The organism is Lamprobacter sp., from assembly GCF_034860625.1.
In the GTDB taxonomy this organism is placed as follows: Bacteria; Pseudomonadota; Gammaproteobacteria; order Chromatiales; family Chromatiaceae; genus Lamprobacter.
Genome location: NZ_JAYESN010000106.1, coordinates 1 through 13,940, shown reverse-complemented (window position 1 = coordinate 13,940; position 13,940 = coordinate 1). Strand labels below are relative to the sequence as shown.

General features: G+C 61.6%; 17 protein-coding genes and 1 pseudogene. 14 read left to right on the top strand and 4 right to left on the bottom strand.

Features of this window, described 5'->3' with window-relative positions:
- On the top strand, window positions 1-412 hold a 412-nt coding region (locus VBE63_RS19880), incomplete at its 5' end, for a TRCF domain-containing protein (protein WP_323684758.1).
- A gap of 219 nt (window positions 413-631) precedes the next feature.
- Here the strand turns inward: VBE63_RS19880 and rdgB are convergent.
- A complete protein-coding gene (gene rdgB, locus VBE63_RS19875) occupies window positions 632-1,291 on the bottom strand; it encodes an RdgB/HAM1 family non-canonical purine NTP pyrophosphatase (protein WP_323684757.1) in 660 nt (219 codons plus the stop codon).
- 110 nt (window positions 1,292-1,401) lie between these two features.
- On the bottom strand, window positions 1,402-2,118 hold the full coding sequence (gene rph / locus VBE63_RS19870) for a ribonuclease PH (RefSeq protein ID WP_323684756.1): 717 nt from the start codon (window positions 2,116-2,118) through the stop codon (window positions 1,402-1,404).
- Between the two features lie 360 nt (window positions 2,119-2,478).
- On the opposite strand from rph, the gene VBE63_RS19865 reads away from it, so the two are divergent.
- Window positions 2,479-3,348 carry a YicC/YloC family endoribonuclease gene (locus VBE63_RS19865; RefSeq protein ID WP_323684755.1) on the top strand — a complete coding sequence of 290 codons (870 nt, stop codon included), beginning with the start codon at window positions 2,479-2,481 and terminating at the stop codon, window positions 3,346-3,348.
- 456 nt (window positions 3,349-3,804) lie between these two features.
- On the opposite strand, the gene VBE63_RS19860 is transcribed toward VBE63_RS19865, so the two are convergent.
- Window positions 3,805-3,942, bottom strand: coding sequence for a hypothetical protein (locus VBE63_RS19860; protein WP_323684754.1), 138 nt, complete (start codon window positions 3,940-3,942; stop codon window positions 3,805-3,807).
- A gap of 15 nt (window positions 3,943-3,957) precedes the next feature.
- Here VBE63_RS19860 and VBE63_RS19855 point away from each other — a divergent pair, with 15 nt between their 5' ends.
- The 12 genes and pseudogenes from VBE63_RS19855 to VBE63_RS19800 all read left to right on the top strand — a co-directional run bounded on the left by VBE63_RS19855 (window position 3,958) and on the right by VBE63_RS19800 (window position 12,953).
- Complete coding sequence (locus VBE63_RS19855) at window positions 3,958-5,451, top strand: class I SAM-dependent DNA methyltransferase (RefSeq protein ID WP_323684753.1); 1,494 nt, start codon at window positions 3,958-3,960, stop codon at window positions 5,449-5,451.
- Window positions 5,448-5,744: pseudogene (locus tag VBE63_RS19850) on the top strand (DUF1016 N-terminal domain-containing protein); the annotation flags it as partial. The gene VBE63_RS19855 and the pseudogene VBE63_RS19850, both read left to right, overlap by 4 nt.
- Window positions 5,745-5,764: 20 nt before the next feature.
- Window positions 5,765-6,181 carry a PDDEXK nuclease domain-containing protein gene (locus VBE63_RS19845; protein WP_323684759.1) on the top strand — a complete coding sequence of 139 codons (417 nt, stop codon included), beginning with the start codon at window positions 5,765-5,767 and terminating at the stop codon, window positions 6,179-6,181.
- Between the two features lie 71 nt (window positions 6,182-6,252).
- Complete coding sequence (locus tag VBE63_RS19840) at window positions 6,253-6,477, top strand: AbrB/MazE/SpoVT family DNA-binding domain-containing protein (RefSeq protein ID WP_323684752.1); 225 nt, start codon at window positions 6,253-6,255, stop codon at window positions 6,475-6,477.
- Window positions 6,474-6,869, top strand: a complete 396-nt coding sequence (locus VBE63_RS19835; protein WP_323684751.1) for a type II toxin-antitoxin system death-on-curing family toxin — start codon at window positions 6,474-6,476, stop codon at window positions 6,867-6,869. Before VBE63_RS19840 ends, VBE63_RS19835 begins: the two co-directional genes overlap by 4 nt.
- A gap of 83 nt (window positions 6,870-6,952) precedes the next feature.
- Window positions 6,953-8,113 carry a restriction endonuclease subunit S gene (locus VBE63_RS19830; RefSeq protein ID WP_323684750.1) on the top strand — a complete coding sequence of 387 codons (1,161 nt, stop codon included), beginning with the start codon at window positions 6,953-6,955 and terminating at the stop codon, window positions 8,111-8,113.
- Between the two features lie 12 nt (window positions 8,114-8,125).
- Window positions 8,126-8,392 carry a hypothetical protein gene (locus tag VBE63_RS19825; protein WP_323684749.1) on the top strand — a complete coding sequence of 89 codons (267 nt, stop codon included), beginning with the start codon at window positions 8,126-8,128 and terminating at the stop codon, window positions 8,390-8,392.
- Window positions 8,389-8,637, top strand: coding sequence for a hypothetical protein (locus tag VBE63_RS19820; RefSeq protein WP_323684748.1), 249 nt, complete (start codon window positions 8,389-8,391; stop codon window positions 8,635-8,637). Before VBE63_RS19825 ends, VBE63_RS19820 begins: the two co-directional genes overlap by 4 nt.
- Window positions 8,638-8,746: 109 nt before the next feature.
- A complete protein-coding gene (locus VBE63_RS19815) occupies window positions 8,747-8,998 on the top strand; it encodes a DUF4145 domain-containing protein (protein WP_323684747.1) in 252 nt (83 codons plus the stop codon).
- Window positions 8,995-9,219, top strand: coding sequence for a DUF433 domain-containing protein (locus tag VBE63_RS19810; RefSeq protein WP_323684746.1), 225 nt, complete (start codon window positions 8,995-8,997; stop codon window positions 9,217-9,219). Before VBE63_RS19815 ends, VBE63_RS19810 begins: the two co-directional genes overlap by 4 nt.
- Window positions 9,220-9,221: 2 nt before the next feature.
- Window positions 9,222-9,551, top strand: coding sequence for a DUF5615 family PIN-like protein (locus tag VBE63_RS19805; protein ID WP_323684745.1), 330 nt, complete (start codon window positions 9,222-9,224; stop codon window positions 9,549-9,551).
- A 9-nt stretch (window positions 9,552-9,560) separates the two neighbouring features.
- The gene (locus tag VBE63_RS19800) at window positions 9,561-12,953 is read left to right on the top strand and encodes a DEAD/DEAH box helicase family protein (RefSeq protein WP_323684744.1); all 3,393 of its coding nucleotides are present in this window, start codon (window positions 9,561-9,563) and stop codon (window positions 12,951-12,953) included.
- On the opposite strand, the gene VBE63_RS19795 is transcribed toward VBE63_RS19800, so the two are convergent.
- The gene (locus tag VBE63_RS19795) at window positions 12,913-13,215 is read right to left on the bottom strand and encodes a hypothetical protein (RefSeq protein ID WP_323684743.1); all 303 of its coding nucleotides are present in this window, start codon (window positions 13,213-13,215) and stop codon (window positions 12,913-12,915) included. The two genes, VBE63_RS19800 and VBE63_RS19795, sit on opposite strands and share 41 nt — an antisense overlap.
- Window positions 13,216-13,940 lie beyond the last annotated feature (725 nt).

The window sequence follows — 13,940 nt, the reverse complement described above, 5'->3', positions numbered from 1 at the left end:
GGCCCTGCTGCCGGACGACTACCTGCCGGATGTCCACACCCGGCTGGTCACCTACAAGCGCATCGCCAGCGCCGCCGACCATGCCGAGCTGAAAGACCTTCAGGTCGAGATGATCGACCGCTTCGGCCTGCTGCCGGAGCCAACCAAGATCCTGTTTGCGATCACCGAATTGAAGCTCAAAGTCCAGCCCTACGGCATCAAGAAGATCGAGGCCGGCCCCAAGGGCGGGCGCATCGTCTTCGGCGAGCAGCCGAATATCGATCACATGCGATTGATCCAGCTGGTACAATCCCGGCCCAAGGACTTCAAGCTCGATCAGGCCGCTGGCGCCCTGCGGTTTACGATGGAGATGACTGATCCGGCCAAGCGGATCGATCAGGTCGGAACCCTGGTGGCGCGGTTGACGGGGTGAGATGATTAGGCTGCAATCGACATGACGATTGGCGCCCCGCCTCCCTGGCGCTATGAGCGCGGCGAAGGCCGATACAAGCATTGTTGGGTCAACGACTTCGCCGGCTTCGAGCCCGGCAGCAAAGGCGCCGTCGGTAAATGCCCAACCTCGATCGATGAGATCGCTAGCCGAGCAGATCCTCAACGCGGGTATCGCCCGAGCTCATCGCCGCCATGTGCGTCAGGCCCGGTCTGCAGGCTGGGTGTTGAGGTTATAGGGCGTCGGCTGCTCCAGCAGGCTTGCGACCAGCGCGCGCAACGCCTGACCGCGATGGCTGAGCGCATTCTTGGTCTCCGGCTCCAGCTCCGCGGAGCTCATGCCGTGCGTCGGCACGCCAAAGATGGGGTCATAGCCGAAGCCGCGCTGGCCGCGGGGTGCGTCGAGGATCAGCCCTTCCCAGGTGCCTTGGCAGATCAACGGGGTCGGGTCATCGGCATGGCGCAGATAGACCATCACGCATTGAAAGCGAGCGCTGCGATCAGCGCCGGGCTGCTCGGCGAGCGCTTGCAGCAGCTTCTCGCAGTTGGCCTCATCGCGACTCTCGGCGCCGGCGTAGCGTGCCGAGTAGATGCCGGGCGCGCCCCGCAAGGCGTCGACCTCGATCCCAGAATCGTCAGCGATCGCCGCGCGACCACTGCAACGCGCCGCGTGCCGTGCCTTGAGGATCGCGTTCTCGACGAAGGTCAAGCCCGTCTCCTCCGCCGATCCGATGCCGAGCTGGCCTTGCGGGATCAGGTGCAGCCCGGCCGGGGCCAGGAGCGCCTCGATCTCGCGCAGCTTGCCGGCATTGTCGCTGGCGAGGACGATGGCGTTCATGTCGATGTCAACTTGAGAGGTCATGCGTCATGTTCCTCTGCCAGGCAGTCTTGAGCGGCCAAACATGACGCGCTTTGAATCGGTTTCATCGGTGTCAATCTGCGCGATCTGCGGTTCATAAGAGGTCGTCGCGTTCAGTCGGTGAGAACCGCGCGCTGAGCGGCAATGATCTGTTCGATGCCGATCGTCGCCAAGTCGAGCATGGCGATCATCTCGGTGCGTGAGAAGGGCGCCGCCTCGGCCGTGCCCTGGATCTCGATCAGCCCGCCGTCATCGGTCATCACCACGTTCATGTCGGTATCCGCGCTGCTGTCCTCGGCATAGTCGAGATCCAGCACCGGCGTGCCAGCGTAGACACCCACCGAGACCGCCGCAATCTGTCGTTTCAGCGGCGACTGCTGCAGCTTGCCGTGCGCGACCAGCCCTTGGATGGCGATCTGCAACGCGATCCAAGCGCCACTGATCGCCGCCGTGCGCGTGCCGCCATCGGCCTGGATGACGTCGCAATCCAGTGTGATGCTGCGCTCGCCGAGCTGTTTCAAGTCGACGGCCGCACGCAGCGAGCGACCGATCAGGCGCTGGATCTCGAGGGTACGCCCGCCCTGCTTACCGCGCGCCGCCTCGCGCTGCATACGCTCGCCGGTCGAGCGCGGCAGCATGCCATATTCGGCCGTGATCCAGCCCTGACCCTTGCCACGCAGGAACGGCGGCACACGCTCCTCGACACTGGCGGTGCAGAGCACGCGGGTCTCGCCGAACTCGGCCAAGACCGAGCCCTCGGCCTGGGTCGTAAAACCGGGGGTGAAGCGCAACGGGCGCAGCTGATCGGGTTGGCGGGCGGACGGGCGCATGGGGGGCTCCAGAGGGTAATGCAGACTGTGATGCGGACATTGCTGCGGATCGCGCGATTGAAAAGCGGATCGAGGAACGCGCAAGGCCGGCGGCGCGTCGTGATGGCGTTGACAGCGCCCGTGCTCGCGCGCGCCAGCGGAGATTCCGAGTCAAACGCCGATTGTCGCATGTGAGCGGGGGTGATGCGCGTTCAACGCTGCCCAACCTGCCCATCCTACCTATCCTGCCCATCCGTGGTGCAACGCCAAGAGAGCCTCTGCGCAACGGCTGATCGGTTTCATCCAGGCCCAGCGACCCTGATCGCGTTATGATCGCGCCAACGTCCGCAACCCGATCGAAACAGACCTATGGCTAAGAGCATGACCGCTTTCGCCCGCCAAGACCGCAGTACCGAGGCCGGCGAGCTGACCTGGGAGGTCCGCAGCGTCAATCATCGCTTCCTCGAACCGCATCTGCGCTTGCCAGAAGACCTACGTAGCCTCGAGCCCAAGGTGCGCGAGACCTTGGGTCAGCATCTGAGTCGCGGCAAGATCGATCTCAGCCTGCGCCTAGGCGGGCGCGGTGGGCCAGGCGGCTCCGCTGGCTCTGCGGAACTGCGCGTCAACACCGCGCTGCTCGAGGCGCTGCTCAAGGCCGCCGACAAGGTCGCCACCCGCATCGGCGAGCCAGCGGCGCCGCACATGTTTGACCTGCTGAGTTGGCCCGGCATGCTCGAAGAGGCGCCGAAGGACATGGAGGCCCTCAGCAGCGCCGCGCTTGAACTACTCGACCAAACCCTCGTCGCCTTGGTCGAAGCGCGCGAGCGCGAGGGCGAGCGCCTGAAGACGCTACTGCTCGACCGCTGCGACAAGCTTCTCGAGCGCGTTGCCGAGGTCCGCGAACGGATGCCCGAGGTCCTAACCGCGGTGCGCTCCCGCATCGCCGACCGACTCGCTGAGGTGCGCGACGAGCTCGACGGGACCCGGCTCGAGCAGGAGATGACCCTGATCGCCCAACGCCTCGATGTCGACGAAGAGATGGACCGCCTAGAAAGCCACATCACCGAGGTCCGCGACAGCCTCAATAGTGAAGAGCCCATCGGCCGCCGGCTCGACTTCCTGATGCAAGAGCTCAATCGCGAGGCCAATACGCTGAGCTCGAAATCTCCTGATGCCGCGGTCACCCGTGCCGCTGTTGATATGAAGGTTCTGATCGAGCAGATGAGAGAACAGGTTCAGAATATTGAGTAGGTTTCCAGGTCTGGTTTTCCACACAGCATAGACTGCAAAGAAGCTTGAAAAAGCTAGAAAATCTGTCCTATTCAATCTTCCGTTGTCTGATGCTGTCGGCTATATTTTGAGTAGCTAGATGAGTAGCTAGGGCGCTCACCACGCAATTTTTGCTGCATGAAGCAGCTTCTAGCAAAATCAATTGCGCACACTGTTTGAAGCCAGCCGAGGAGCTGGCGCCGCGTTTGGGCGTGACAATCATCGATCGGTGTTGCTACTGCTTGCACTGGAGTGCCGCAAAATGGAACTGCTCGGCGCGACCTGGAGTGAGTTTGATCTCGATGTCGCAATCTGGCGGATTCCTGCAGCCCGGACGAAGACTGGGGAAAGTCGCGAGCTGCCGCTCCCTGGTCCGGCTGTGGACTGGTTGAAGGCGTTGAAGGTCCGGGCCGCGAGTAGCGCCGGCTTGATCCGTTCTCAGTGCATGACCTGCGGCGCACCTGAACGCGCTTGCTTGCGCTGCCGGGACGGGATAACACGGATCATGCGCTCAGCCACGTCGGCGATGAGCGCGGATTGTTGAGGCGTCTCGCCGCATCCAACGACGATGATCATCAGCAGGAGAGAATCGTGATCACAGGAGAACTCAAGTCCAGGATCGACCGCATCTGGGACAGCATGTGGGCAGGAGGCATCTCCAACCCGCTCTCAGTCGTCGAGCAGCTAACCTACCTGCTCTTCATCAAGCGCCTGGATGAGCTGCAGACGCTGCGTGAGCGCCAGGCCGCCCGCACGGGCAAGCCGATCGAGGAGCCGATCTTTCAGGAGTATCAGTCCAAGCTGCGCTGGTCGCGCTTCAAGGAGACCGCGCCCGAGCAGATGTTCACCACGGTCAAGGACGAGGTCTTCCCGTTCATCAAGGCCATTGGCTCGAACGGTGGCACTGAGCAGGAAGGCGACTCCACCTACTCGCATCACATGCGCGATGCGATCTTCATGATTCCGACGCCGCGCGTGTTGGCCAATGTGGTCGATCAGCTCGACGCCATCGACATGACCGACAGCGACACCAAGGGCGATCTCTACGAGTACATGCTCGGCAAGATTGCCAGCGCTGGGCAAAACGGCCAGTTCCGCACCCCGCGCCACATCATCCAGCTGATGGTGGAGATGACTGCACCGACGCCGAAAGACACCATCTGCGACCCGGCCTGCGGCACCGCAGGCTTCCTGATCGCCGCCTCGGAGCATCTGCGCCAACATCACGCCGAGGCCATCTACCAGAGCCCGGCCTCGCGCCGCCGCTTCAACGAGGGCACCTTCCACGGCTTCGACTTCGACAGCACCATGCTGCGCATCGGCAGTATGAACATGCTGCTGCACGGGGTCGAGAACCCGGATATCCGCTACAAGGATTCGCTCGCCCAGTCGGTCACCGAGGCTGGCGACGACGCCGAGCGGTACTCGCTGATCCTCGCCAATCCGCCCTTTGCCGGCAGTCTCGACTACGAGTCCACCGCGAAAGACCTGCAACAGATCGTCAAGACCAAGAAGACCGAGCTGCTGTTCCTGGCCCTGTTTCTGCGCCTGCTGCAGATCGGTGGACGCGCTGCCGTCATCGTGCCGGACGGGGTGCTGTTTGGCTCCAGCAAGGCGCACAAGAGCTTGCGCAAGCTGCTCGTCGAAGAGCAAAAGCTCGACGCCCTGATCTCCATGCCCTCGGGTGTGTTCAAGCCCTACGCTGGGGTTTCGACCGCGATCCTGCTGTTTACCAAGACCAACTCAGGCGGCACCGATCAGGTCTGGTTCTATGACATGCGCGCCGACGGCTTCTCACTCGATGACAAGCGCACCCCGCAGCCGGACAAGAGCGATCTGCCAGATATCCTGGCTCGCTGGCAGCACCGCGAGGCCGAGACCGAGCGCAAGCGCACCGAGCAGAGTTTCTTGGTGCCGAAGGCCGAGATCGCCGGCAACGACTATGACCTCTCGATCAACCGCTACAAGGAGGTCGAGTACGAGGCGGTGGAGTATGACCCGCCGTCGGTGATCCTAGAGCGGTTGGCGAAGCTGGAGGAGGAGATTGCTGAGGGGCGGAGGGAGTTGGAGACCCTGCTGCAATGAGCCGTGACATCGCCAACGCGCCGGAAGCCTTCTTCGAGCACATCCGCACCATTCTCGCCAAGGCGCGCTATCGTGCCTACGCCAGCGTCAACGCCATCATGGTCGATGCCTACTGGAAGATCGGCCAGCGCATCGTCGAGGAAGAGCAAGGCGGCCAAGCCAAGGCCGCCTATGGCAGCCAACTCATCAACGAGCTGTCCCGGCGCTTAGGCGATGAGTTCGGCAAGGGGTTCTCCGTCGCCAACCTGAAGAATTTCCGCCAGTTTTACCTCAGGTTTCCGGACGAGGAAAATCGCTACGCACTGCGTAGCGAATTGAGCTGGAGTCACTACCGGCTGATCTCCCGCACTTCCTGCTCGAGCTCGGCCGCGGCTTTTCCTTCGTCGCCCGCCAATTTCGCATCAGCACCGAGACCAGCCACTTCTACGTCGATCTGGTCTTCTACAACTACCTGCTCAAGTGCTTCGTGCTCATCGACCTCAAGACCGACAAGCTCAGCCATCAGGACATCGGCCAGATGGATATGTACGTGCGCCTGTTCGATGACCTAAAGCGCGGAGCGGACGACAACCCGACGCTTGGCATGATTCTCTGCGCCGATCGCGACGAGACCATCGTGCGCTACTCTGTACTGAATGAGAACGCGCAACTCTTCGCCGCCAAGTACCTGCGCGTGCTACCCGGCGAAGAGGAGCTGGCGCGTGAGATCGAGGCGCGGCATGTACTGTAACTGCCTGGGGCGAAGGATGACGCATGACCAGCCGCCCAGTCCGTTTAATGCGAGCATCGCCGGAGGAGTCCATGATGACACTTGAGATCAAAGCGATCGGCGATTCGGTCGGAGTCACCCTACCGCCGGAAGTGCTGGCCCTGCTACAAGCGAAAGCAGGTGACAGGCTGCACCTGACAGAAACGCCCGAGGGAATTCTGCTCAGCGCTCAAAGCCCCGAGTTGACAAGGCAAATGGAGGTCGCCGAGACGATCATGCAGGAGGATCGCGAGGTTTTGCGCGAACTGGCTAAATGAACAAAATCGAACCCATCTGGCTTGATGCCAATGCGGTCATGCTCATCCATCAACGACAACTGGCGGAACATGGTGGACTTCAGGGGATTCGCGACCAGGGTATGCTGGAGTCGAGCCTTGCCGCACCCCGGCATCGGTACCTTTACGAAGATGACGATCTGTACGATATCGCCGCTTGCTACGGAGCCCGCATTGCTGGAAACCATCCCTTTTGTGACGGCAATAAACGTACCGCTTGGGTTTGCGCCAGGCTCTTTCTTCGGCTCAATGGGCACGATATCGAGGCATTACCGGCCGAAAAGCTGCAAGCCATGCTATCCGTCGCCGCTGGAACCATGAGTCAGGCCCAGTTTGCGCAATGGCTGAGAGAGCATGGGCGGGAAGCGCGATGACAACCAGCAGTGATTCTGGAGCGGCTAGCGAAACTCAAGGAGCAGATTGCTTTGGTGCGGAAGGGATTGGCGGAGATACCGCGATGACGTGGAACTCCATCCCTCTGGGCGATATCGCCTTACAGCGCGGGGGCTCGGTGGACCCCAAGAAGCATCAGGACGAAGTTTTCGAGCTTTACAGCATCCCCGCGTTTGACGCAGGTGCGCCAGAGATTGCCAGCGGATCGGAGATTGGATCATCCAAGAAGGAGGTTCAAACGAACGATGTGATGCTTTCCCGGATCGTTCCGCATATTCGTAGGGCATGGGTTGTTGGTTCCGCGAACGGAAAACGCCAGATCGCCTCGGGCGAGTGGATTGTCTTTCGCAGCGACGGTATCTGGCCCCCTTACCTCCGCTGGGTCTTGGTTGGGGACGAGTTTCATTCTGTCTTTATGCGAACAGTCTCTGGAGTTGGGGGGTCGCTGCTCCGCGCTAGACCGGCGGAAGTTTTCAAGATCAAGGTCCCCCTCCCACCCCTTGCCGAGCAGAAGCGGATCGCGGCGATCCTGGATGCGGCAGACGCCTTGCGGGCCAAGCGCCGCGAGTCCCTCGCCCAGCTCGACAGGCTGCTGCAATCGACCTTTCTTGAGCTGTTTGGTGATCCGGTTACTAATCCGAAGGGGTGGACGCAGGGCCTGGTCGGTGATGTTGTGCACTTCGCTAAGGACGGCCCGCATGTTAGCCCCAAGTATGCAGATTCAGGCATCCCGTTTTTGTCCGCACGCCACATTAAGCCGGGAGAGGTTATCTGGGATGATCTGAAGTACATCGATCAGGAAGAGGCGGAAAGACAGTGGACGAAGTGCAAGCCTGAGTTGGGCGACATTCTTTACACTAAAGGCGGCACGACGGGGATAGCAGCTCGAGTGCGGACTTCGGAACCTTTCGCGGTTTGGGTGCATGTGGCTCTGCTCAGGCCGATAGCGAACAAAGTCAACAACGTATGGCTTGAGTCTATGCTCAATTCCCACTATTGCTACGTGCAGTCGCAAAGATACACACATGGAATAGCAAATAGGGACTTGGGTTTGACGCGAATGGTGAAGATCAAGATTCTTCTTCCTCCCCTCGCGGAACAAAACCACTTCGCCACCATCGTCGAATCCATCGAGCGCCAGAAGACCCGTCTCCGCGCCCACCTCGCCGAACTCGACAACCTGTTCGCCTCGCTCCAGTCCCGCGCCTTCAACGGCCAACTTTGAGTGATTGCCGCCATGACTCTTGCTGAAACCATCTATCAGAAAAGCCTGACACTACCGCCAGAGAAGGCGCGCGAGGTGCTCGATTTCATCGACTTCATCAAGGACCGCTCAAGCGTAGCCGAGGCGGAGAACAACACGAGCGCTGCCAAGCCACGATCGCTACTCGAGGTCTTCGAGGACGCGGGTCTAGTCGGCTGTCTGGAAACGGACGAGCAGTTGTCTACCTCCCTGCCTGCCCGCTTTCGCGAGCAGGCGCTGCACGAGGCGCAACCACTATGACCACAAATACCATCAGTCGTGAACAGTTGAAGACCGAGATCGATCAACTCGACAGCGAGTATTTGGGACTCGCCTACCGGATCATCCGCCAGTTTCCTCATCGACCGCCGCCAGAGCAGCAACGCACCGAGAGACCACCGTTCTCGCAACGCTGGCAAGGCCGACTTGCCAAGCGGGCTTTCAGTGATCAAGCGCTGACGGACGATTCCAAGCTGGCCTACCTCGCGAAGCGATATGGCCTATGAGGGTCTTTCTAGACTGTGATGTACTGCTTTGCCAGACTATGAAAAGTGTCCGATCCCAGCGATGACCCCATGCCAGTTCATTGCGCACCATCTCAACGGTCTGAGCGCGATGAGCAACTTCGCATTTCTGCCATCTGAGTTCCGTGACATCCAAGCGTCTGCGACCCAGGCGGAAGGCCACATCTGGGGCGATCCTCGCGCCGCCTGCTTCCATGCCCGCTTCACGCTGGAGGCCATCGTCCACTGGCTCTACCGCCACGACCGCGATCTGCAGCCGCCCGACGACAACAACCTCGGTGCGCTGCTGGAGCGGGGGAACGCACCACGCATGGACGATGACGACCGGAAGATACTGTCATGACCGATCTAGCACGAATCACCGTCAATCCCGAGGTCTGCGGAGGCCGCCCCTGCATCCGGGGCCAGCGGGTCCGCGTCAAAGACATCCTGGATATGCTCGCGGCGGGAGCCTCACGAGAGCAGATCCTTGAGGATTATCCCTATCTCGAGGACGGCGACATATCCGCCGCCTTGAGCTACGCGGCGACCCAAGCCGACCATCCCGTCTTGCGAGTCGCCTGATCGTGCGCTTTCTAGTGGATGCGCAATTGCCGCCGGCTCTAGCTCGGTGGCTCGAGAGCAAGGGCCACGAGGCGCAGCACGTCTACGACATCGGTTTGATCGAAGCGAGCGATCGTGACATCTGGGCTCAGGCCGGTGAGACGGGTGCGACCATCGTCACCAAGGACGAGGACTTCGTCACCCTACTCACGACGCGCCCGAATGGCGCGACCGTCGTGTGGCTGCGCGTCGGCAATACGACGCGACCGGCCCTGTTAAAGTGGTTCGAGAAGGTGCTGCCCGAGATCGAATCTGCATTGAGCTCGGGAGAGTCACTGATCGAGGTCGTCTGAGGGCTGCTTATGACCAACTTCGCCTTCCTGCCCGCCGAGTTCCGCGACATCCGAGCATCCGCGATCCAGGCGGAAGGCCACATCTGGGGCGATCCTCGCGCCGCCTGCTTCCATGCCCGCTTCACGCTGGAGGCCATCGTCCACTGGCTCTACCGCCACGACCGCGATCTGCAGCCGCCCGACGACGACAACCTCGGTGCGCTGCTGCACGCGACCAGCTTCCAGCGGCTGGTCCCGCAGGCCGTCTACCTGAAGGCCCGCCTGATCCAACAGCAAGGCAACGAGGCCGTCCACAACCCGCGCCCGGTGCGCGAGCAGGACGCCCTGCAGGTGGTCAGGGAGCTGCACCACGTCTGCTACTGGCTGGTGCGCACCTACACCCCCGAGGCCCCGCGCACCGGGGCCGCCTGGAGCGATGACCGGATTCCGCCAGCGCCCGACAGCCAAGCCGTCGTCCCGCGCACGGAGCTGGAGACCCTCGCGGCCCAGCTCGCCGCTCAACAGGCCGAAGCGCTCAAGCAGCAGCAGGAACGCGACGCCCTGGATGCCGAGGTCCAAGCCCTTCGCACCCGCCTCGCCGAGGTGCGTGCTGCCGCCGAGCAGGTCCCCGATACCCACGACTACTCCGAGGCCGACACCCGCCGCTATCTGATCGACGCCGAGCTGCAACGCGCCGGCTGGGCGCTGGATCAGCCCAACAACCGGGAAGTCAAAGTCACGGGCCTGCCCACGACCCAGGGCATCGGTTACGCCGACTACGTGCTCTGGGGCGACGATGGCAAGCCACTTGCCGTCGTTGAGGCCAAGAAGACCAGCGTCGACCCGCACAGCGGCCAGCAGCAGGCCAAGCTCTATGCGGATGGCCTGGAGCAGATGCACGGCCAGCGCCCGCTGATCTTCATGACCAACGGCTACCGCACCTGGCTCTGGGATGACCAAGCCTACCCGCCACGGCAGATCGCCGGCTTCTACAACAAGGAAGCACTGGCCCGGCTGATCCTGCGCCGCAGTCAGCGTCAGGCCCTGGACGTCACCCAGATCAAGGACGCCATCGCTGGGCGCTACTACCAGAAACGCGCCCTCGGCAGCCTCTTCGCCCAGTTCAGCGCCGCGCTGCGCAAGGCGCTGCTGGTGATGGCCACCGGCACTGGCAAGACCCGCACCGCCATCGCGCTGGTCGATGTGCTGCAGCGCGCCGGTTGGGCCAAGCGGGTGCTGTTCCTGGCCGATCGCGTCTCCCTGGTCCGCCAAGCCTGTAACGCCTTCAAGCTGCACCTACCCGAATCGAGCCCGGTCAATCTGGTCACCGAGAAGGACACCGAGGGCCGGGTCTACGTCTGCACCTATCCGACCATGATGGGGCTGATCGATCAGACCCAGGGCCATGAGGCCCGCTTCGGCGTCGGCCATTTCGACCTGATCATCATCGACGAGGCCCACCGCTCGGTGTATCAGAAGTACGGCGCGATCTTCCGCTACTTCGACAGCCTGCTGGTCGGCCTCACCGCCACCCCGCGCGAGGAGGTGGACAAGAACACCTATGCGCTCTTTGACTTGGAGCCTGGTGTGCCCACCGACGCCTATGAGCTGGAGCAGGCGGTCAACGACGGCTTCCTGGTGCCGCCGAAGGTGCAGCAGATCGACCTGCGCTTCCCGCGCGAGGGGATCGACTACGACAGCCTCAGCGATGAGGAAAAGGCGCAGTGGGAGGCGCTCGACTGGGGCGACGACGCCGACGGCGAGCCCTTACCGGATCGCGTCAACGCCGCCGCGATCAACAGCTGGCTGTTCAACACCGACACGGTGGACAAGGTGCTGCAACATCTGATGGAGCACGGCCACAAGGTCGCCGGCGGCGATCGGCTGGCCAAGACGGTGATCTTCGCCCGCAATCACGACCACGCGGTCTTCATCGAACAGCGCTTCAATCAGCACTACCCGCACCTGAAGGGCCAGTTCGCCCGCGTCATCGACAACTACGCCAGCTACGCGCAGAGCCTGATCGACGACTTCTCGCAGCCAGACAAGCCCCCGCACATCGCCATCTCAGTGGATATGCTCGATACCGGCATCGATGTGCCCGAGATCGCCAACCTGGTCTTCTTCAAGCCGGTCTACTCGAAGATCAAGTTCTGGCAGATGATCGGCCGTGGCACCCGGCTCTGTCCGAACCTGTTCGGCCCCGGCGAGGACAAGCAGGACTTCCGCGTCTTCGATGTCTGCTTCAACTTCGACTTCTTCCGCGAGCGCCCCGAGGGCATCGAGGTGAGCGGCAGTGCGCCGCTGGGGACGCGGCTGTTCCGCGCCCGTGTGCAACTGCTCGGCCACATCCAAACGACACCGGAGCTGGACCCGGATGCCGACCTGTTGATCACGCTCACCGACAATCTGCATGCCGAGGTGGCGGCGATGAACCGCGACAACTTCATCGTGCGCATGCACCTGGAGCAGGTCGAACGGTTCCAGGATCGGGCGTCCTGGGACGATCTCAGCGAATCCGACCGCGAGACCTTGCAGCGCGAGGTGGCGACGCTGCCCTCCGAGCGCGAGACCGAGGACCTGGAATCCCGGTTATTCGATCTGACCGCGCTGCGGATGCAGCTAGCGCATGCCGAGACCGATCCGGCAACCTTCGAGCGCCTGCGCCAGCGCGTGGTCGAGATCGCGATGCTGCTGGAGGAGAAGACGGCGATCCCGGTGGTCAACGACCAGCTCGGCTACCTGAGCGCACTGCAGGAGGCGGCCTTCTGGGAGGGGATCGGCCTGAGTCAGCTCGAGGAGCTGCGGCTGCGACTGCGCGGGCTCGTGCCCTTCCTGGACAAGACCAAGCGCAAGATCGTCTACACCGATTTCAAGGATGAAGTGCTCGGCGTCCGCGACGAAGCGACCGTCGCGATCCCGACGATGACCGGCGTGCAGTACGAGAAGAAGGTCAAGGACTACCTGACCAATCACCTCGACCACATCGTCATCCACCGGCTGCGGACCAATCAGCCGCTGACCCCGATGGATCTGGAGAGCCTGGAAACCACCCTGGTCAAGATCGGCGAAGACGACGGCGAGACGCTACTCTCGGGACTGCTGGAGCGCAGCGGCACACCCTCACTGGTGCACTTCGTGCGAAGTCTTGTTGGCATGGACCGGCAAGCCGCTCAAGCAGCCTTTTCCCGCTACCTCAACGACCGCAGCCTCACATCAGCGCAAATGCGCTTTATCGAGCTGATCATCGACCAGCTCAGCGCTCGCGGCGTCATCGAGGCCGCCGCGCTCTACGAGCCGCCGTTCAGTCATCTGCACGCCGGAGGACCGGATGAGCTGTTCGCTGGGCGCGAGAACGTGATCGACGGGGTGTTTGAGACGCTCAAGGCGTTGGAGCCGGAGCGGTTGGCGGCGGCCAGCTAACGTCTGACACGCTGCAGTGAATCGAAAACCCTACGTAGCCCACATTGATAGTCAGTAGGCGTAGCGCATCGGCGAGCTGCCCCTTGCTCGCCTTCTCGATGAGCTGTTCCGCGTAGCCGATAGAAGCGGCAAGCGTGTAGGAATGGTCCATCGTTATCGCGAGCGACAAGACCCAGGAAACGGCAATGACCGCCTCACGGCCATCGGTTCGCTCGCCCATCAGTTCGCAGCACAAGCATCCGCCGGCAATGATGTGTTGCATCGCGTCGTTTGGAGGCTCGGCCCGATTTTTCTTTGAGTTCGGGAGCAGCTACGCCCTCAAGGCGGATCGGGACACCTTGGACTTCGATCGTATTGCTATCGCGAGCGTGGGTCGCTCGACCGAGGAGAGTGTCGGCATTGAGGGGGATACGGACGACAGGTTCGTTATGCCAGGCTAATCTGGCGATGTTGTCCGCTGAACAGATTGACTGCAGTGATTGATCATCCTTCTCTGGCAGCTGAGGGACGGCAGTGTCTCTTCATGCGCTACTTCTTAAAAATCAGTCGATTAGGAGAACTGCAAATCAGAAGCTTAGGTGAAGCGCGAAAATTTATTTTTCGATATTTCAGAAAGTTAAGGGCGCGCCCGGCAGGTTACACAGCTGTCGGCGGTGACCATTGGAATGTAGGCTATAATTCTAACTGTTGAACCGTTGCTGGATGCAATCGAAATCCAGCCAACTGAGATCAACGAGATGTGAAAGAGGTAGTGATAGCCATGAGTTGTAACTCACCTTCCACGACGATTCTTTGTCCACCTATACCCTCAGATCAACAGATCCAGTTCTGGGCCGATAGACAACGAGTCCACATCGACAGGGAACACCCTCGGCGCTTCCCATTAGCTCCAAATGCAAATCTCGCTCGTAATTCTGAACTGGCGGTGGTCGATCAAACGGTCCGCTTCGCGCGTTATGTACGAGACAACCCGGGAGTACAAGCAAC